The 19,879-nt window shown below is 31.2% G+C and carries 17 protein-coding genes; 2 read left to right on the forward strand and 15 right to left on the reverse strand.

Features of this window, described 5'->3' with window-relative positions; translation table 11 throughout:
* Positions 1-13 precede the first annotated feature (13 nt).
* Both rfbH (CAV_RS01440) and CAV_RS01445 read left to right on the forward strand, forming a co-directional pair.
* Positions 14-1,336, forward strand: a complete 1,323-nt coding sequence (gene rfbH, locus CAV_RS01440) for a lipopolysaccharide biosynthesis protein RfbH (protein WP_094324745.1) — start codon at positions 14-16, stop codon at positions 1,334-1,336.
* 24 nt (positions 1,337-1,360) lie between these two features.
* On the forward strand, positions 1,361-2,263 hold the full coding sequence (locus CAV_RS01445; RefSeq protein WP_094324746.1) for an NAD-dependent epimerase/dehydratase family protein: 903 nt from the start codon (positions 1,361-1,363) through the stop codon (positions 2,261-2,263).
* Here CAV_RS01445 and CAV_RS01450 read toward each other — a convergent pair.
* From CAV_RS01450 to CAV_RS01520, 15 genes are all read right to left on the reverse strand, one after another.
* Positions 2,260-2,532 carry a type II toxin-antitoxin system RelE/ParE family toxin gene (locus CAV_RS01450; protein WP_094324747.1) on the reverse strand — a complete coding sequence of 91 codons (273 nt, stop codon included), beginning with the start codon at positions 2,530-2,532 and terminating at the stop codon, positions 2,260-2,262. The two genes, CAV_RS01445 and CAV_RS01450, sit on opposite strands and share 4 nt — an antisense overlap.
* On the reverse strand, positions 2,522-2,761 hold the full coding sequence (locus CAV_RS01455; protein WP_148131213.1) for a hypothetical protein: 240 nt from the start codon (positions 2,759-2,761) through the stop codon (positions 2,522-2,524). Before CAV_RS01455 ends, CAV_RS01450 begins: the two co-directional genes overlap by 11 nt.
* A gap of 142 nt (positions 2,762-2,903) precedes the next feature.
* On the reverse strand, positions 2,904-4,190 hold the full coding sequence (locus tag CAV_RS01460) for a protoporphyrinogen/coproporphyrinogen oxidase (protein WP_094324749.1): 1,287 nt from the start codon (positions 4,188-4,190) through the stop codon (positions 2,904-2,906).
* A 9-nt stretch (positions 4,191-4,199) separates the two neighbouring features.
* Positions 4,200-5,306: a UDP-galactopyranose mutase gene (gene glf, locus CAV_RS01465; RefSeq protein WP_094324750.1), complete on the reverse strand. Its 1,107-nt coding sequence runs from the start codon at positions 5,304-5,306 to the stop codon at positions 4,200-4,202.
* Positions 5,306-6,280 (reverse strand): UDP-glucose 4-epimerase GalE, encoded by a 975-nt coding sequence (galE, locus tag CAV_RS01470; protein WP_094324751.1) that lies wholly within the window; start codon positions 6,278-6,280, stop codon positions 5,306-5,308. The genes glf and galE overlap by 1 nt, the downstream gene beginning before the upstream one ends.
* Positions 6,277-7,569, reverse strand: coding sequence for a UDP-glucose dehydrogenase family protein (locus CAV_RS01475; RefSeq protein WP_094324752.1), 1,293 nt, complete (start codon positions 7,567-7,569; stop codon positions 6,277-6,279). Before CAV_RS01475 ends, galE begins: the two co-directional genes overlap by 4 nt.
* A 3-nt stretch (positions 7,570-7,572) precedes the next feature.
* A complete protein-coding gene (locus CAV_RS01480; protein ID WP_094324753.1) occupies positions 7,573-8,529 on the reverse strand; it encodes a UDP-glucuronic acid decarboxylase family protein in 957 nt (318 codons plus the stop codon).
* Positions 8,530-8,638: 109 nt separating this feature from the next.
* Positions 8,639-9,544: an NAD-dependent epimerase/dehydratase family protein gene (locus CAV_RS01485; protein ID WP_094324754.1), complete on the reverse strand. Its 906-nt coding sequence runs from the start codon at positions 9,542-9,544 to the stop codon at positions 8,639-8,641.
* A 24-nt stretch (positions 9,545-9,568) separates the two neighbouring features.
* Entirely contained in the window at positions 9,569-10,891 is a 1,323-nt protein-coding gene (rfbH, locus tag CAV_RS01490; RefSeq protein ID WP_094324745.1) for a lipopolysaccharide biosynthesis protein RfbH, read from the reverse strand.
* Positions 10,892-10,940: 49 nt separating this feature from the next.
* On the reverse strand, positions 10,941-12,209 hold the full coding sequence (locus tag CAV_RS01495; protein WP_094324744.1) for a UDP-glucose dehydrogenase family protein: 1,269 nt from the start codon (positions 12,207-12,209) through the stop codon (positions 10,941-10,943).
* The gene (locus CAV_RS01500; protein ID WP_094324743.1) at positions 12,206-13,318 is read right to left on the reverse strand and encodes an NAD-dependent epimerase/dehydratase family protein; all 1,113 of its coding nucleotides are present in this window, start codon (positions 13,316-13,318) and stop codon (positions 12,206-12,208) included. Before CAV_RS01500 ends, CAV_RS01495 begins: the two co-directional genes overlap by 4 nt.
* A 1-nt stretch (position 13,319) precedes the next feature.
* A complete protein-coding gene (gene rfbF / locus CAV_RS01505) occupies positions 13,320-14,114 on the reverse strand; it encodes a glucose-1-phosphate cytidylyltransferase (RefSeq protein WP_094324742.1) in 795 nt (264 codons plus the stop codon).
* Positions 14,111-15,775 carry a glycosyltransferase family 8 protein gene (locus CAV_RS01510; protein ID WP_094324755.1) on the reverse strand — a complete coding sequence of 555 codons (1,665 nt, stop codon included), beginning with the start codon at positions 15,773-15,775 and terminating at the stop codon, positions 14,111-14,113. The genes rfbF and CAV_RS01510 overlap by 4 nt, the downstream gene beginning before the upstream one ends.
* 65 nt (positions 15,776-15,840) lie before the next feature.
* Positions 15,841-17,202 carry a glycosyltransferase family 8 protein gene (locus CAV_RS01515; RefSeq protein WP_157676299.1) on the reverse strand — a complete coding sequence of 454 codons (1,362 nt, stop codon included), beginning with the start codon at positions 17,200-17,202 and terminating at the stop codon, positions 15,841-15,843.
* 39 nt (positions 17,203-17,241) lie between these two features.
* On the reverse strand, positions 17,242-19,434 hold the full coding sequence (locus tag CAV_RS01520) for a DUF4422 domain-containing protein (RefSeq protein WP_094324757.1): 2,193 nt from the start codon (positions 19,432-19,434) through the stop codon (positions 17,242-17,244).
* Positions 19,435-19,879: the final 445 nt, after the last annotated feature.

Genomic DNA, 19,879 nt, shown 5'->3' on the forward strand with positions numbered 1-19,879 from the left:
AATTAGATAAAGGATGAAAATGAAAGAAAAAATTTTAGACGATGTTAAAGAGTATTTTAAAAATGTGCATCAAAAAAAGCTAGAACAAGATTTTATCCCTTCAAAAACTAGGATAAATTACGCTGGTAGAGTTTATGATGAAAAAGAGTTAGAATATCTTGTAGATAGTGCCTTAGACTTTTGGCTAACAGCTTCAAAATATTCTTTAAAATTTGAAAAAGAATTGTCCAAATTTCTTGGTGTAAAACATGCTTTTTTAGTAAATTCTGGCTCATCTGCGAATTTGCTCGCCTTTTTTGCCCTTACATCTCCTCTTTTAAAAGATAGGGCTATAAAAAGAGGAGATGAAGTTATAACAGTTGCTGCTGCCTTTCCAACCACTATAAATCCTATCATTCAGTACGGTGCTATACCTGTTTTTGTAGATATGGATTTAAAATATATAAACATAGATGTAAATGAACTTGAAAAGGCAAAAAGTCCAAAAACAAAGGCTGTTATGATAGCACACAGCTTAGGAAATCCTTTTAATTTAAAAATTGTAAAAGAATTTTGCGATAAATATAAACTTTGGCTAATAGAAGATAATTGCGATGCTTTGGGCTCAACTTATGATGGTAAATTTACAGGGACTTTTGGAGATATAGGCACAAGCTCTTTTTATCCAGCTCATCATATAACTATGGGCGAGGGAGGTGCTGTTTATACAAATGATGATTTGCTAAAAAAGATCATCTTATCTATGCGTGATTGGGGCAGGGATTGTTGGTGCATAGGAGGTAAAGATAATACCTGCGGTTGTCGCTTTACTCAGCAATTTGGTTCTTTGCCAAAGGGCTATGACCATAAATATGTTTATTCACATTTTGGCTTTAATTTAAAAGCTACTGAAATGCAAGCTGCCATAGGCTGTGCACAGCTTGAAAAACTTCCTAGCTTTATAAAAAAGAGAAAAGAAAATTACCAAAGATTATATGAGGGTTTAAAAGGGCTAAAAGAGTTTGATTTGGTTGAAAAAGAACAAAACTCAGATCCGTCTTGGTTTGGCTTTATGCTCCTAGTAAATGAAAAGGCTAAATTTAGCAGAAATGAAATAAGCACCTTTTTAGAAAAGCATAATATCCAAACAAGAACCCTATTTGCAGGTAATATTATAAGACATCCTGCCTTTGATTGTATGAAAGAGGGTGTTGATTTTAAGGTAATAGGAAAGCTTGAAAATACCGAAAAAATTATGAATGATGGCTTTTGGGTAGGAGTGTATCCGGGTATGAGCTTTGAAATGATTGATTACATCATACTTAAGATAAAAGAATTTTGCGAGGCAAATAAATGAAAAATTTTATACTAAGGGCATAGTTTGTTAAAAATACTTCTCACAGGTGCAACAGGCTTTGTAGGCACAAATTTTGTTTTAAATTTGCATAATAAGTATGAAATTATTGCTTTAGTTAGAAATACTAGTGATACTTCTAAAATAGAAAAGTTTTGTAAAATTTATCGCTATGATGAAAGTATAGAAAGCATAGAAAAAGTCTTTGAAAGTGAAGATATAGATGGGGTGGTGCATTTGGCTTCTTTAGTGCCTACAAGCTCTAGCAAGGATATAAAAATAAATGAGCTAATAAACTCAAACATACTTTTTGGCACTTATCTTTTAGAACTTTGTGGTAAAAATAAGATAAATTTTTTTATAAACACCGCCACTATGACATCTTATTGCAACTCCTTATCTTATCGTCCCTCTTCTTTATATGCGGCTAGCAAAAAGGCTTTTGAAGATATTATGAAGTATTACTCTCTTGCTTACGATAGTATATTTACATCCTTGCTTCTTTATAACATCTATGGAAATAATGACAACTCAACTAGACTTTTCAATATCTTGCAAAGGGCTACAAATGAGGAACTAAAAATGAGTGATGGCTCTCAAATAGTTGATTACTCTCATATTTTAGATGTAATCAATGCCTTTGATATTTTAATAAAACTCATACAAGAAAAGCCAAATTTTTGTAAAGATAAAATCTTTTCTTTAAAAGGAAAAGAAAGAAAAAGTCTTAAAGAAGTAGTAGAACTTTATGAAAGAATTTTAGGTAAAAAGTTAAATATAAAATGGGGAGCAAGAGCAAAAAGAGAACTTGAGATAAACTTACCTTGGGAAGGAGGAGAAAGCTTACCTGGATGGGAACAAAAGATAAGTTTGGAAAAAGGGTTTGAAATGCTTGTAAAAGAGTTTAAGATGGATAATGATAAAAATTAGGAAAATATTTCGCTGTGAGAGCCTATTCTTAAGGCACTTAATATGAGTTTGTCCGAATCTTTTTTATATAGCAAAACTAAATCAGGCTTTATATGACAATCCCATATACCCTTTAGCTTTCCTTTCAATTGATGATTTTTATACCTTATATCCAATTTTTCATCATTAGCTAATTTTTCTAAAATACTTTCTAATAAAAGTATATCGTCTTTTTTTAATTTTTTAAATGATTTTTTATACTCTTTAGAGTATATTATCTTATACTTCATTTAATATATCTTGGTGCATTTTTTTTACATCATCATAAGCTTTTATTTTTCCTTTTAGATATAAATCCTGCGTTTCTTTTAGCTCTTTTAAAAGCTTTTCTTCGAATTCTTTTGTATAGCCATTTACACTTAATTCCTTTTTTCTTTTAACCTTAGCTTTAAAAGGTTTGGCTACCGCTCTTATAATTTTTGCTAAATCATCATTTACATTTTCTATAATCAAAGTCATTTTAACTCCCATAAATTAAAATTTTTATTATCTTTATTATTAGCACCTTCTTTGCAATTATACTAGAAAATACATTATTTGATGATGAAAAGCACTTAGATATAAATAATTGTTAATTTATTTTTATGAAATTTAAGCTCCTTTAAAATCCAAGTTCCTTTTCTACCACATCTTTGCCGCTTAGTAAGGATTGATCGCTCCATAGATAGTCCCATTTTCCAAAGCGACCTGCTGTGTAAATTTTTTGCTCTTTTAAATGCTCCCTTATAAGGCTTCTATCATCTTCCATACCAAGATAAAAGCTCACATTTGCGTAAGGCTTTACCCTAATGTCTTTTTGCAAAATTTCACTTTCTGTAAAAAGTCCCATTTCCTCGCCCTTTTGCACTATGTGCCTTACAAGCTCATCCTGAGCTAATTTTAAAGGCTTTTCTTTAGAAAAACAGACCTCAAACTGCAAGGAAGAGCAGTTTTTTGGAGCATTAAAAGCAGACTTTTGACTGGGAGAATAGCATCTTGCAGGAAGTATGTCCTCATCATAGATATAAAACCAAATATCATCTATAATTTTTGGCTTATTAAGACAAAGTGAGATTAAAGCCATACTTGTGTTTTTAAGCTTTTCGCAAGCCTCTTTTACCTTAGCAGGTATATCTTTTAAGATCTGTGCGTATTCAGGTAGTGGCAAGGTTGAGATTAAAACATCATAACTTTCAACGCTTTTATCCTTAAAATAAAGCTTCTTTTGTTTAGTATCTATGCTTACAAGCTCTTTATTTAGCCTCACATCATCTAGCTCTTTTATCATAGAGTGCAAAAAGCTTTTATATCCGCCTTCTTTTGGCACTCTCATCTCATCAGCATAGTAGGTATTTGGCGTTTCTTTTTCAAAAGCACCCTTTAAGACTTCTGTAATGTTTGGCGTGTAAAATCTAGCACCCACCCAGTTTGCATTCATCTCCTTTGCTTCCAAAACCCAGTATTTTCTAGTGTAAGGTTTGGAAAAATGTTCTGTAAAATACTCTCCATAAGAAGCCTTAAGCCAGTCTTCATAAGTTTTAATTTCTTTTTGTCTATAAGGATTTTCCACAAAATCAGCTATAATTTTTACTTTTTCATCTGTATTTAAGGGATAAAGATTGTTTTGTGCTGGGTGTTTAACCCAGGTTCCGTGGTAGTAGTTTGATATTCTAGGCGGTTTATGAGCTACAATCTCGCAAGAAGAAGCAAAAAGATTTTTCACATACTCATCTTTAGCAAAAGATAAGTGCGGAGCATAATCAAAGGTAAAATCGCCCAGCTTAAAAGAGTTGCAAAGCCCTCCTAACTCCTTTTCTTTTTCAAAGATACTTGCTTTTAAGCCCTTTTTCTTAAGATGATAAGCAGCTGAAATTCCTGCAATGCCACCCCCCATAACGATAATCTTCATCTTTGCTCCTTAAATAAGTTGAAATTCCAAAGCTCTTTTAGCGGTTTTATCCATATCGTAGTATTTATAATCTCCAAGCCTACCTAAAAAATGCACATTTTTAAGCTCTTTTGCCTCTTTTAAATAGCTTTGATAAAGAGCTTCATTTTCTTCATTTGGCACAGGATAATATCTTTCGTTTTTACCCTCCTTGAAATCACAAGAAAATTCATAAGATAGTATGCTTTTGTTTGAGCTTTCATTTAAAAAGTGCTTATACTCAACTATCCTTGTAAAATCATAGTTTTCAGGATAATTCATCTGTGAAACCGACTGTATAAAATCATCAGTATCAAGGCTTTCAAATACAATATCTAGGCTTCTGTAAGGAAGTTTTCCAAATTTATATTCAAAAAACTCATCAATAGCACCAGTATAATAAAGCTTTTCATACTCTATCTTATCTTTTATATCTTTAAAATCGGTATTTAGCTCTACTTTTATCAAAGGGTGCTTCAGTATATTTTGCAGCATCTTTGTGTAGCCATCTTTTGGTATGCCTTGGTATTTATCTTGAAAATACCTATCATCGCGGCTTATATAAACAGGCACTCTAGCAGACACTGAAAAATCAAGCTCCTCAGGCTTAAGCCCCCACTGCTTAACGGTGTAGCCTAAAAAAACTTTCTCATATATATAAGTGGCTAAAAAATTTAAATCCTTATCCTCAAGCTTTTTAAGCTCCAAGATAGGAATTTTAGTATTAAAAGCAAAATTTGCAAGCAGTTTTTCCTCAAGTTTTCTAGCTAAAAATTTCGGAAAAACCTTGTGTAAGCTGTCTAGGTTAAAAGGTATATTTACCTCTTTTCCATCTATAACAGCTCTTACCCTATGCATATACAAATGCCATTTAGTAAATCTGCTTAAAAAGTCCCAAACCTCTTTTATATCAGTATGAAAGATATGAGGACCATATTTATGCACGGTGATATTATCTTTTTTATAATCATAGACATTGCCCCCAAGATGAGCCCTTTTATCTATGACTAAGGAAGCCTCGTTTTTTTCTTCTGCTAGGCGTCTTGCTATGATGGCTCCGCTAAGTCCTGCTCCTACTATTAAATTTTTTACCCTCATTAAAAGACCCTGTTGTTTTCCCAGTGCCAAGCACTCTTAAGTATCTCTTTTATATCCTTAAATTTTGGCTCCCAGCCTAGAATTTGCTTTGCCTTTTTATTATCTGCAAAAAGCTTTGCGGGATCGCCTGCGCGTCTTTTTTCGTATTTTATCACACAATCCTTGCCGCTAAGCTCTTTTGCCGCCTCGATGAGCTCTTTTACGCTGGTGCTTATACCTGTGCCAAGATTTAAGCAGCCGCTAAACTTATGCAAATTTTCAAGGGCTAGGCGGTGGGCTAAGGCTAAATCTTCTACATGAATGTAATCTCTTTCGCAGGTGCCATCCTTTGTATCATAATCCGTTCCAAAAACAGATATACTCTCACGTTCTCCTTTTAAGGCTTTTAAGACTAAGGGGATTAAATGAGTTTCTGGCTCGTGGCTTTCGCCTATGCTAAAGTCGCTACTAGCTCCTGCGGCGTTAAAATAGCGAAGTGAGATATGCCTTAAGCCATAAGCTCTTTCATAGTCTTTAAAAATTTGCTCTATCATAAGCTTTGACCTGCCATAAGCATTGATAGGATCTTGAGGGTGTTCTTCATCTATAGGCACATACTTAGGCTCTCCATAAGTTGCACAAGTGCTTGAAAAAACTATATCTTTTACGGAAAAATCTAGCATAGTATTTAAGAGATTGCAAGTGCCTATAAGATTGTTTTGATAGTATTTTGCGGGATTTATCACACTTTCTCCTACATAAGCAAAGGCGGCAAAATGCACTACAGCGTCTATTTTTTCGTGCTTAAAAAGCTCTTTTAAAGAATGAGTATCAAGCAAATCAGCGTGTATAAATTTAGCCCTTTTATCAACCGCCTCTTTATGTCCATAGATGAGATTATCAGCCACTACGCACTCATAGCCCTCATCTAAGAGATGTTTTAGGGTGTGAGAGCCTATATAACCAGCTCCACCAAAGACTAAAATTCTTTTCATCTACCAACCCCGCTGTATTTAAAGCCTGTATTTAAAGCCTCATTTTTATCAAGCAAATTTCTAAAATCAAGTATATTTTTGCCTTTCATAAGCTTTTTAGCTTGTTTTAAATCAAGCTCTTTAAATTCTTTCCATTCTGTTAAAATCACTAAAATATCCGCATTTTCTACGCATTCATACATATTTTTTGCATAAGATATCTTATCTTTTAAAATTTCCTTTGCTATATCCATAGCTTTTGGATCGTAAGCTGTTATATTTAGATTTTTTTCTAATAATTTTAATATTATTTCAATGGCTGGACTTTCCCTGCAGTCATCAGTGCCGTCTTTAAAGGCAAGTCCTAATATAGCTATTTTAGCATTTTTATCATCTTTTATTTTTTCTAAAATTCTTAGAGCTATTTTTTCTTTTCTATCATCGTTTCCTTTTATAGCAGCATTAACAAGGCTTAAATTTACTTCATTTTGTCTAGCCATAAAAGACATAGCCAAGGTATCTTTTGGAAAGCAAGAGCCACCATAACCAGGACCTGGATTTAAGAATCTATTTCCTATCCTAGTATCAAGCCCCATTCCTTTTGCTACTTCAAGTATATCTGCACCGGATTTTTCGCAGAAATCAGCCATTTCATTTATAAAATGCACCTTTATAGCTAAAAAAGAATTTGAGGCGTATTTTATAGTTTCTGATGAACGTCTGCTAACAAAAACAATTTTATTTTTGAACTTTTCATACATTTTTTCTATAACAACCCTAGCACGGTCGTTATTTGTGCCTACTATTATGCGGTCTGGATTGAAAAAATCATACACAGCAAAACCTTCCCTTAAAAATTCCGGCAAGGATACAACGTCAAATTCAGCTTGTGGATTTTTCTTTGATATAAGACTTTCTATATCATCTCCCGTGCCAACTGGAACGGTTGATTTTGTAGCTATTACGGTGTATGTTTTAAGATAAGGAGCTAATTCAGTAGCAGCTGCGTGTATATACTTCATATCCGCTTCTTTAGTAACGGGGTGAGGAGGCGTTCCAACAGCTATCATAACTATGTCAGCATTTTCAACACCTTCTTTCATAGAGGTGCTAAAAGAAAGCCTTTTTTCTTTCACATTTTTATGGAAAAGCTCTTCTAAGCCCTCCTCATAAAGAGTTATCTTGCCATCTTGCAAGGCTTTTATCTTTCTTTCTTCCCTATCTATGCAAATAACATTATGCCCCAGCTCTGCTAAACCAACACCTGTTGGAAGTCCTACATAACCTGTGCCTATTATAGCTATATTCATCATCTACCCTTTGAATTCTTTAATAACTTTTTTAAAATACTCTATACTCTTATCTAAACCCTCATCAAGATTTATTTTTGGTTCCCAGCCGAATTTTGACTTTGCCAAACTTATATCAGGTCGTCTTTGAGTAGGATCATCAAGCGGTAAATCTTTGTAGATTATTTTTGATTTTGACCCCGTTTTTTCTATAACTTTTTGAGCTAGTTCTTTTATGCTAAATTCACCGGGATTGCCCGTATTTATAGGACCTGTAAAGTCTTTATCAGAATTCATTACCATTATTATTATATCTATTAGATCATCTACATAGCAAAAAGATCTAGTTTGAGAACCGTCTCCATATATGCTTATGTCTTTTCCGCTTAAGGCTTGACATATGAAATTGCTTACAACTCTACCATCATTTGGGTCCATATTTTCCCCGTAGGTGTTAAAAATTCTTATAACCTTTATATCCACATTTTCATTCCTGTGATAGTCAAAAAATAAGCTTTCAGCACATCTTTTTCCCTCATCATAACAAGCACGAATTCCTATGGGATTTACATTTCCTCTATAGCCTTCGTTTTGAGGGTGTTCTAAAGGATCGCCATAAATTTCAGATGTGGAAGCTTGTAAGATGGTGGCTTTTTTTTCTTTGGCAAGTTCTAGCATATTAATAGCGCCATAAACGCTTGTTTTTGTTGTTTTTATAGCGTGTTTGCCTTGATAAGCTGGCGGTGAAGCTGGACAAGCGAAGTTATAAATTTGATCTAGTTTTTCATCTATTTTTAAGGGAGTGCAAATATCGTGTTCTATGAAGCTGAAATTTTCATTTTTTAAAAGTTCTTCTATATTTTTCATCTTGCCTGTGTAGTTATTATCAACACAGATAACTCTTTGTCCTTGATTTATAAGCCTTTTGCAAAGATTAGACCCAAGAAAGCCCGTTCCGCCCGTAACAAGTATAGTTTTCATTAGCTTACCTTTTTTATTTATACAAAAAAAAAAAAAAACGATTTTACTCAAAAGTAGCTTTAATATTTATAAAATCAATGCTAAATACCAAATTCTAATACATTTGCGCTTATTTCTTACATTCGTTACCTTTCTCATCTATCATCATTTTAATTCCTTGCTCTAAAGATATTTTTGCTTTATAATTTGGTAGTTTCATAAGCTCAGGACTATTTTTAGCACTAACTGGTTCAAAAATTTCATTTTCTCTGTAAGGCAGGGCTCCCCATTTTATATCTAGTTTTTTACCACTTATATTTTCAAAAAGCTGAGCTAATTCTTTAAGAGTATATCTTTTGTTTTCTACTGTGTAAATTTGATTGTTTTTAACTTGCTTATCTAGGCATAATTGAATCAAGATGTCAAATCCATTAACAACATCATCAATGTGGCTAATATCAATTTTTTGCTCTCCTTTGCTCATGTTTAAGCTTTTATCTAAATTTTTCCATAAATTAAAAAGCTTAGCTCTAGTGTCATTTTCTCCATAATTATCAAAAAGCAAAAGATGGACAAAAATAGTATCAAGCACACAAGAATAATACTTACTTATATCATAAAAAGCTCTCTTAGTAGCTGCATAAAAATTTGTAGGCTTGTATTCATTTGAATTTGCATACTCAAAAGATGAGGAAGTATTTATAAAAAATTTAACTGGATTTTTATAAATAGCTTCTAGTAAAAGACTTGGAAATTCTATATTTGCTTTTATAAGTTCTTTAATAACTAAGCTTTCATTTTTCCCACCTAAAACCAAAGAAGCAGTATGCACCACCCCATCTATATCTTCACTTTCAAAGACTTTTTCTATGCTTTCTATACTTTCATCATAGCGATAAATTTTACAAAACTTTTCTATTTTAGAAGTATCACTAGTATTTCTAACTAAAGCAATAATTTCATACTTATTATGCAAATTTAAAACAAAATTTGTGCCTACAAAGCCTGTTGCACCTGTGAGAAGTATTTTTAACAAACTATGCCCTTAGTATAAAATTTTTCATTTATTTGCCTCGCAAAATTCTTTTATCTTAAGTATGATGTAATCAATCATTTCAAAGCTCATACCCGGATACACTCCTACCCAAAAGCCATCATTCATAATTTTTTCGGTATTTTCAAGCTTTCCTATTACCTTAAAATCAACACCCTCTTTCATACAATCAAAGGCAGGATGTCTTATAATATTACCTGCAAATAGGGTTCTTGTTTGGATATTATGCTTTTCTAAAAAGGTGCTTATTTCATTTCTGCTAAATTTAGCCTTTTCATTTACTAGGAGCATAAAGCCAAACCAAGACGGATCTGAGTTTTGTTCTTTTTCAACCAAATCAAACTCTTTTAGCCCTTTTAAACCCTCATATAATCTTTGGTAATTTTCTTTTCTCTTTTTTATAAAGCTAGGAAGTTTTTCAAGCTGTGCACAGCCTATGGCAGCTTGCATTTCAGTAGCTTTTAAATTAAAGCCAAAATGTGAATAAACATATTTATGGTCATAGCCCTTTGGCAAAGAACCAAATTGCTGAGTAAAGCGACAACCGCAGGTATTATCTTTACCTCCTATGCACCAACAATCCCTGCCCCAATCACGCATAGATAAGATGATCTTTTTTAGCAAATCATCATTTGTATAAACAGCACCTCCCTCGCCCATAGTTATATGATGAGCTGGATAAAAAGAGCTTGTGCCTATATCTCCAAAAGTCCCTGTAAATTTACCATCATAAGTTGAGCCCAAAGCATCGCAATTATCTTCTATTAGCCAAAGTTTATATTTATCGCAAAATTCTTTTACAATTTTTAAATTAAAAGGATTTCCTAAGCTGTGTGCTATCATAACAGCCTTTGTTTTTGGACTTTTTGCCTTTTCAAGTTCATTTACATCTATGTTTATATATTTTAAATCCATATCTACAAAAACAGGTATAGCACCGTACTGAATGATAGGATTTATAGTGGTTGGAAAGGCAGCAGCAACTGTTATAACTTCATCTCCTCTTTTTATAGCCCTATCTTTTAAAAGAGGAGATGTAAGGGCAAAAAAGGCGAGCAAATTCGCAGATGAGCCAGAATTTACTAAAAAAGCATGTTTTACACCAAGAAATTTGGACAATTCTTTTTCAAATTTTAAAGAATATTTTGAAGCTGTTAGCCAAAAGTCTAAGGCACTATCTACAAGATATTCTAACTCTTTTTCATCATAAACTCTACCAGCGTAATTTATCCTAGTTTTTGAAGGGATAAAATCTTGTTCTAGCTTTTTTTGATGCACATTTTTAAAATACTCTTTAACATCGTCTAAAATTTTTTCTTTCATTTTCATCCTTTATCTAATTTTTATCTTTTGTGTATTTAAAGCTAAAAACACAAACCTACTCATCCTTAGACCCTTTCATATATCTAAGATTGTAAATCTTTTTATCTTTGTCATTTAAAAGAGTTTTAAACTCATCCCAAGCTGTAGCTAATACTAAAACCTTACATTTGTTTTTAATACTTTCTAAACTATTCTCATAAGATATTTTAAAATCATAGGTATTTTTAAAGATTTCATTTGCTATAGGGTCATAAGCATAAATATTTCTAAAACCAAGCTCAAGTAGTTTTTTTATAAAAGTAGCTGATTTGCTATCTCTTACATCATCACTTTGAGGTTTAAAGCTAAGTCCTAAAATTCCTATATTTTCATCTTGTGAAAGTTCATTTTTAAGTTTATTTGCATAAAAATTTATAACTTCCTCATTTACAGCTAAAATATCTTTTAAAATTTTAGCCTCATAGCCCTTGTCCTTTGCCTTTTTATAAAGAGCTAGAGTATCTTTTGGTAAGCAGTATCCCCCAAAACCCATACCCGGATACAGGTAAGAAGTAATACCCGCAGGACTTGTGTTAAATCTTTTGTCCTCGTGCAAGATAGAAAAAGCCTTTATTATATCTATATCGCCTATGTTTTGAGCTATCATACTCATCTCATTAGCATAGCTTATATTTAAGCTTAGGGTGGTATTGCTAAGGTATTTTATAAATTCAGCACTATTTAAAGATACAAAGTGTATAGGAGCATTAAAAGGCTTGTATAAAAGCTCTAATTCTTTTATAGACTTTGAGTCTTTACTTCCTATAACAATCCTATCAGGATTCATAAAATCATCATAAGCAAAACCCTCTCTTAAAAACTCAGGATTATTAGCTAGGATAAAGTCCTCGTTTTCTTTAAGATTTAAAGATAGCAAGTGAGGCAAAAAAACTTCTTGTGAGCTTGAGGGGGGCACAGTTGATTTTATCACCAAAACAGGCTTTTTAGCGCATAAAGATATATTAGTAGCTGTATCTTTAAGAGCCTTTAATAAAAAGCTTAAATTTGCACTTCCATCCTCACTCATAGGTGTTCCTATGCAGTAAAACACCACAGTTACATCTTTTAAGGCTTGTGTTATATCAGCAGTGATTGTGAAATTTTTTCCTAAAAATTCTTTTAAAGTCTCATCTAAATCCTTTTCGTAAAAAGGAATTTTTAAGTCTTTTAAAGAAGTTACTTTTTTCTCATCTATTTCATAGCCCAAAACCTCAAAACCTTTTTTCGCAAAACCAAGAGCTGTGGTAAGACCCACAAAACCAAGACCAAATACTGCTATTTTCATAGTAAGACCCCATTTTCTTTTTCAAGCTTAAGATAGTTTAAAAATCTTTTCACACCCTCATCTACTAAGATACTAGGGTTATAATCAAGCTTTGTTTTAGCCTTTCTTATGATAGGGCAACGTCTGTTTGGATTGTCTGTGAGGTAGTTTTTATCGCTAGATTTTTTAAATTTAAGCTCCAAATTTAAACCAAATATATCTTTGGCATGTTTTATATAAATATCAGCAAGATCTTTTACGCAAAGCTCTGGTTTATCAATGCCTATGTTAAAATAATCAAATTCGCTATAAACAAGCACCTTTAAATACCCAGCTATAGCATCAGCTATATAACAAAAGGTTCTAGTTGGCAAACCATCACTTAAAAGCTCTATATCTCTTGCTTCTAAAACAGCCTTAGCAAAGTCAGCTGGTACTCTTTTATCATCTAAGCTCATACCCGGACCATAATTATTAAAAGGTCTTGCTATAGTAATTGGCATTTTATATTCTAAGGAAAAAAGATAGCACATAGTTTCGCCAAATCTCTTAGCCTCATCATAACAAGCCCTAGGTCCTATGCAAGCTACATTTCCTCTATATTCTTCATCGGTTGGAATTTTATCACTTGCAGGATCTCCATAAATTTCGCTACTTGAGAAAAACAAAAAGCCTCTTATATCCTTATCCTTATAAAAATCTAACAAACTCCTTAATCCCCAAATGTTTGCGTCTAAGGTTTGTATAGGATACTTTCTATAAAAACTAGGACTTGCTATACTTGCTGCGTGTATGATTAGCTTTGCGTCTTTTGCTTCTTCTAAGCTTTCTATCTTATCTGTGATGATGTCAAATTTATAAAGTTTTAAAAGCTCTTCATAATCTTTAGCTAAGTTTTCAAGCCATAAAGGCTTTCTTAATATAAAATTATCAAGGGCAATTATTTTTTTAATGCCAAGCTCTTTTGAGTATTTGATAAAAAAATGTATAAAATAAAAACCCAAAAACCCAGCACAACCTGTAAATAAAATACTTGAGTTTTCAAAAGACTTTTTTTGCTTATCATTTAAGGATTTAAAAATGTATTCTAAATCCTCATTTAAAATTTGATTTTTAAAGCAATCTTTCATATCAATCCTCCCACAAAGCCCAAGGTGCTTTAGCACTAAGCCACATCTTAGAAAGTTCTTTTTTATCTTTAAGTGTATCCATACATTTCCAAAAGCCATTGTGTTTGTAACTATAAAGCTCTGCATCTTTTGCTAGATTTTTAAGAGGTTCTTGCTCAAAGATAGTATCTTCACTATCTTTTATGTAGTCAAAAATCTTAGGCTCACAAACAAAAAAGCCCCCATTTATCCAACCAGCATTATCAGTACTTGCATCTCCTTTTGGTTTTTCAGTAAAGGCTTTTATGCGGTTATTTTCATCTATATCAAGCTTACCAAAACGTCCCTCTGGCAAGATAGAAGTCATAGTGATAGCCTTTTTATGAGACTTATGAAAGGCTAAAAGCTCTTTTAAATTTACATCACTTAAGCCATCTCCATAAGTAAGCATAAAGCTTTCATTTCCTACATAATCTTTTGCTTGTAAAATTCTACTTCCTGTCATATTTTCCTGACCTGTGTAAAGCATAGTTACCTTCCAAGGTTCGTGACGGGTGGTGTGAATTTGTAAGGAATTATTAGACATATCAACGGTTATATCACTATAATGAGTGTAGTAGTTTATAAAATAATCCTTTATGATATGACCCTTATATCCTGTAAGTATGATAAAGTCATTAAAACCCCAGTATGAATAAATCTTCATTATATGCCAAAGTATAGGTTTTCCTCCTATTTCTACCATAGGTTTTGGTAAGAGGGATGTTTCTTCACTAAGTCTAGTGCCAAGCCCTCCAGCTAGGATTAGAACTTTCATTTTGAGTCCTTTCTTTCATTTTTAAACTGTCTCTTTATCCTACGCACATCTAAATAAAACCTCATATATTTGAATGCCCCCCCCCGTTTATTAGCCTCTATCAAGGCTTCACCTAATTTATATGTAATACACTGCTTTTCTTTTAAAGCTTCTTCATAATCAGGATAGCTTTCAAGTTCAGGAAGTTTTAAAGAAGAATTTGTTTTTATCTTTTCATTATAAATTCTTTGTTCTTTTTTATGCTTATCTTTTATGTAAGATAAGACATAAGGCATTCTTATATAACCTTTTATACTTTTTGAATTTTCTATTAAGGCTTGTCCTAATTTATAAGCTAAGTGAGAGTGAATTCTTTCTTTGGCTAAATTTACTTGTATTAAATTTATTCTAGGCATAAATACATCTTCTTTTATATTTAATTCTTTGTATAATTTTTTTGTATTTAATTTTTTATTTATTAAGTCTTGTTCTAAATTCAAAAGCTTTAAGCTTTTTTCTCTGTTTTCTTGAGACAAGAGATAGGAGTTGTGTTTTTGTTCTAGAGATTTAAGTTCCTGTAGGGTTTGGTTTTTTTCGTTTTGAAATTTACTTTCTAGTTCAATGAATTTTTGATTTATAAACTCACAATCTCTTTTATACAATTCTTGTCTAATATTAAAAAAATAATCTGAAAAATACGGAGTACCCAAAGCCATATCCCACCACATATCAAAACAAGGACATTCTATAAATGTCTGCTTAATCTCTGAAAAAGTATACCTTCTGTTCCAAGGCTTATCCATATAACAATAATGAAGAATTTTAGCCTGTGGAAGTTTTTCATTATAGAATTGTTTTGAGTAATACATATGTCCATATTGTACTTCTTCTTCGAATGCTAAATGATGAAGATAATCAAGCTTAAGCAAACCTACACAAAAATTATACACAACTGGGAGTTGCAATCTCTTCTTTTGTATAGCATAATTAAGTACAGTTTCAACTGCTAAATAAGATATTTCATAATTTTGCATAATATTTTTGAATGTAGGTTCTAATGCTATATATTCTGGGACATTTATCAATGTAAGACCTGAGTTAAACCAGCCGCTGCTATCAATGTTTATATCATTTTTCCCATCTAAAGATTTTAAACTTCCGGAACTTTTACTAGTATTCACGCAAGCTATGATATTATCTTTTAAATTTATAGCAAATAACTCTCTTATATCACAGTTTATATATAAGTCGGTATCTAAATACAATGCTTTTTTTAGATCTTTTTGCAATATAGATGATAGAAACAAAATTAAATACATAGAAGTTCGTCCATTCCATCCATGTAAATTTTCTTGATTTATACTTTGCATATGCTTAAAATTTATTTTGCAAGTGTAATGAGATGAAAGCTTTTCAGCAAGTAAATAGAATTTTTCTTTTACACTATCATTAAAATCATAATCTGTTAGTATATGAAATACTATACCTTCTTGTTTATCTTCATACTCTTGATTAAAATCTGTTTCTATATAATCATGGTTTTTATGCTCATAAGTGTTTAAGTCGCATCCGAAAAAATCAATAAATCTTTTATTTTTATCTATCTTAGATATTACATTGTTTATTAAAACAGCAGCTTGATTGATATACATATCGCTCACTGCTAGTATGATATTAAACATTCTTTTTTCCTTATAATTCTTCTTTTCAATTTTTATCGTCTCTAAGTTGTCTAGCTTTAAATTCCTTAGCTATGCGGCAAGCAACAAATGGGAATTTGATAAAGCCCCCCCCCCCATTTATTTTTCCAAGCCTTTATTAGTTCTACTCCTAACTGATATGATAGATGTTTTTTGTAGGATTGGTCTTTGATTGTTATAACTTCGTTTTTGTTTTGGATTTTTTGTTCTGTGAAAGAGCTTAACTGTTGCTTTACATGCAAAACTTGCTCCGAAAAGTCATTTAAATTACTTTCTTTTTGTTTAACTTGCTCAAAAATATCTCTTATCTTGTGTGATAAGATATTCAAAGCATAATTTTGAATATATCTTTCATTCTCTTGTTTTAAATTTTTAAAATATTCCTCAAAATATGGTGTCTTTAAAGCAGTATCCCACCATAAGTTAAAACAAGCATACTCTATCATTTCATTATTTAAGCCAAATACATTATGCCAGTAAATGGGCTTATCCCAAGGTTTCATACACCAGCCTGAATAATGGAGCACCTTAGCATTTTTCAAAAACTTTTTATAAAAATCTAAAGAATAAAGAAAATATCCGCCGTGAGATTCAAATTTATACATAGCATCACTTTCAAAAGTATCTTGCATATAATGACCAAGTACAAAATTATAAGAAAGTGGAAGTTTGATTCTGTCTTTTATGATAAAGTTATATATAAGCTCTTCTGGAGCATGCGTAATCTCATAATTATCCAAAATATCAAAGAATTTTTTATTTATGTCTTGTTTTTTATAATTTTTTAAAGAAACAAGAGAAAAGGCTATATTGTACCATTTGGAATTAAGTTTTAGTTCTGTTGTTTTATCAATACTATTGATACTCACTCCAACTCCTGTTCCTAACGCAACGCTGGCCATAACTTTTTCTTCTAGATTTATCGCAAAAAGCTCTCGCAAATCACATAAAATATGCATATCTAAATCAACATACAAAATATAATCAAGCTTGTTTTCAAGCTCTACAAAAGCCAGAGTCTTCATATAAGTAGCGTAAGAGCCATTCCAAGAAGTAAGATGTTGTTTTTTAAAGATGTTTTCATCTCTTTCATAAAAGACAATCTTACAAGGGTAAATTTCAGATAGTTTTTTAGATAATAAATAAAATTTATCTTTCAGATCATCTTTAATCTTTCCTTCTGTGTATATATGAAAGATATAACCCTCTTCTTGATTTAACACTTCTTCGCTTTTAGGATCTTTTACCTTTAAATAATCGTGGTTCTGATGAGAGTAGCTATTCAAAAGATAAGGATCGCAAAAATCTTTAAATTTTTTACTTGTATCTGTTTTTAATATGATATTGTTTATCAAAACAGCTGCATAGCTGATTTGCTCTTTACTTGAATTTAATAATATATCAAACATTAGCATCCTTTGAAATTTAATAAAATCATCTTTTTAAACTCAAAGCTTATCCCTTTTTCTCCTCCACTCTTTATATACTTTACTTACTCTAAATAAAAAAGTAAAAGGGTGTTTTACAAGGGTATTTCCTAGTTTATAAGTTAGATAGTTTTTTATCTTTAAGGCTTCTTTATAATCAGAGTAGTAGTTATGTAAAGGCTCAGGTCTTATACTAGCATTAGAATAAGCCAGTAAGTGATTTAAAAGTCTTGAAAGTAGATGAGCCATATAAATAAAAATTAAGCTTAAAGGTAAGAGTAAAATTTTAGCTTTATTCTTTTTTACAGACATAAGCTCTTGTCCTAGTTTATATGATAAATGGCTTTGAATTTGGTTTTTTGCTCCTGCTTTGTAAGGATTAGCTAAGGCTTTATATAAAATTTCCTCATAAAAAGGAGTTTTTCTAGCGTAGCTCCACCAAATGTCAGCTTTTTCTATATAGGGTAAATTCCAAGGCTTTGCAGGACCTGCATAATGCACTATAAAGGCTTCTTTTCTTATGTTTTCATACTCTTTTATCTCTTCTTGGCTTAAAGTTTCACTCAGTATAAAAGGATTATGCTTTACTAAGCTTTCTTGTATGTTAAGATCAAAATTAAAGCGATTATCTATATATAAAACCTTATTTTTAAGGGTATAGTTTAAAACACACTGATCTACAATCTTAGGTTTTTTTACGACATTTTGTAGATTATAAATTAAAAGCTTTGAAATATTTTCCTTTCTAAGCTTTTCAAGATTTAAAAGCAAAATTCCAGCTTGAAAATATGGAGTGTCTTCATCTAGTTTTAAGCTCTTGCTAAGATAAGACTTCATCTTTTTATCTTTAGCACTTATTATCTTTATGTATATGTCTTTAGTAGCCGCTAAGAACTTATCTTTTAAGTCTATTTTAAAAAGTTCGTATATATCTTTTTTGACAATTATATCGCTATCTAAATATAAAGCTTTTTTATAATTTTTTAAAATATCAGCTAGAAAAAACCTGTAGTAAGTAGCAGTAGAGTAATGCCCACCAACCTTAAATAAATCATTATAATTATGTGTGTATAACTGGATATTTATAAATCTTAAGGAAAAATTACTCCTACGACACTGAAGCTTTAATCTAGACTTATAAGTTTCGTTAATGTCATCATCAAGTATTATGATGTCATAATTTCTTTCATTACTGGAATTTTCTATAATGGACTGCAGTGTTACGCTTAGATAATCAGCGTAGTTGTTATCACAAGCAAAGACAAGGGCTATATTATCCTTTTCAAAGGCTGGGTAAAGCTCTTTTTCTAGGTCTGTATTTAGCAAAAGTGCTATTGGAAGTTCTTTTATATCTTTGCCTTGCTTTTTTAAAAGCTCGTAGTAAAAGCCAGTGATACTTTCTGATAAAAATCCTATGGCTCTTTGAAATTGAGTATTTCTAGCTGTATAGTCTATCTTTTCGTGTAGCTTAAAGCATATATCAAAGATAAATTCGCAGTATTTAAAGAAGAGTTCTTTTTTCATTATAAACATATTTGCAAAATACGCCTTATGCCCATTTGCATAATCCTCAAAGAGGGCAAAATTTTCTTTTAAATTTGAGTTTATAAAATCAGATAAAAGATCAAAATCCTTATCTATGTGGCTTATATAGTTTTTATACTGCTCCTCTACACTTTCAGCAAAAGAAGCGTGATGAGCCACCATAATGTCATTGTTTGCAAGAAGCTTATAAAGTCTTTCTTTGTAGTTTGCAGTGTGATTGTAATAGTATTTATTATAGCCTGAAAATATAAGCCACTTAGGCTCAAACTTAGGATTCTCATCAAACACAAACTGCCTTCTATAATGCATAAAGCCTATATAATCAGGATTGCCTAATTTATCATAATTTTTCCAAGCCCAATATATACCTGTTAATTCACAAAAATATCTATTAAGATGAGAGATATTATCTCCTGTATCATCTCCTATCATATTTTCACACATCCATTCATAATCTTCTTGTGATAATTTTCCATCCTTAGAAGCCTCAGTAGCTAAAGCTCTACCTAAATGTATAGGAGTAAGAATTTCATCCTTAAGTAAGACTGCAGGTTTATGATAGCCTACTAATATTTTTATAGAAGGTTTATTATCTTTTTCTTCTTTTATATTATTTAAATTTTTATCATCAAAACTGCTATCCATAGACTTTAAGCTTTCTTCTTGCATTTAGATAAATCCTTTCGTTTTTCTTTTTCTTAAATTCATAGAAAATGTTTTTCTTTTTATTTTTTTAAGTTTTTAAATACTTTTTATATTTCTTTCTTTAAAAGCTTTCAAACATTTAAATTCAAGGCTTTTGATTTTATTTTTCAATTTTTTCATTTTGTATTGAAAATGGCTGTTTTCAAACTTTTTTATTTTATGTATTTTTAAGAATTTGCATTTTTAAGAAGTTCTTTTAAAAGGATTAAGATTTAAATTTCTATTTATATAAAGACTTAAAAAGACTTAAATTTTTTATCTTTAAAATATCTTTTAAAGCTTGATATTTACAGACTTAACAATACTTTAAAACTTGTTTTTTTTTTTTTTTGAATTTTGGGTTAGAAATTGGGAAATTTTTTAAATAATTTTTATAAAAATTAAAATCCACAGAAAGCTAATTATTTAA

Source organism: Campylobacter avium LMG 24591 (assembly GCF_002238335.1).
Taxonomy (GTDB): domain Bacteria; phylum Campylobacterota; class Campylobacteria; order Campylobacterales; family Campylobacteraceae; genus Campylobacter_D; species Campylobacter_D avium.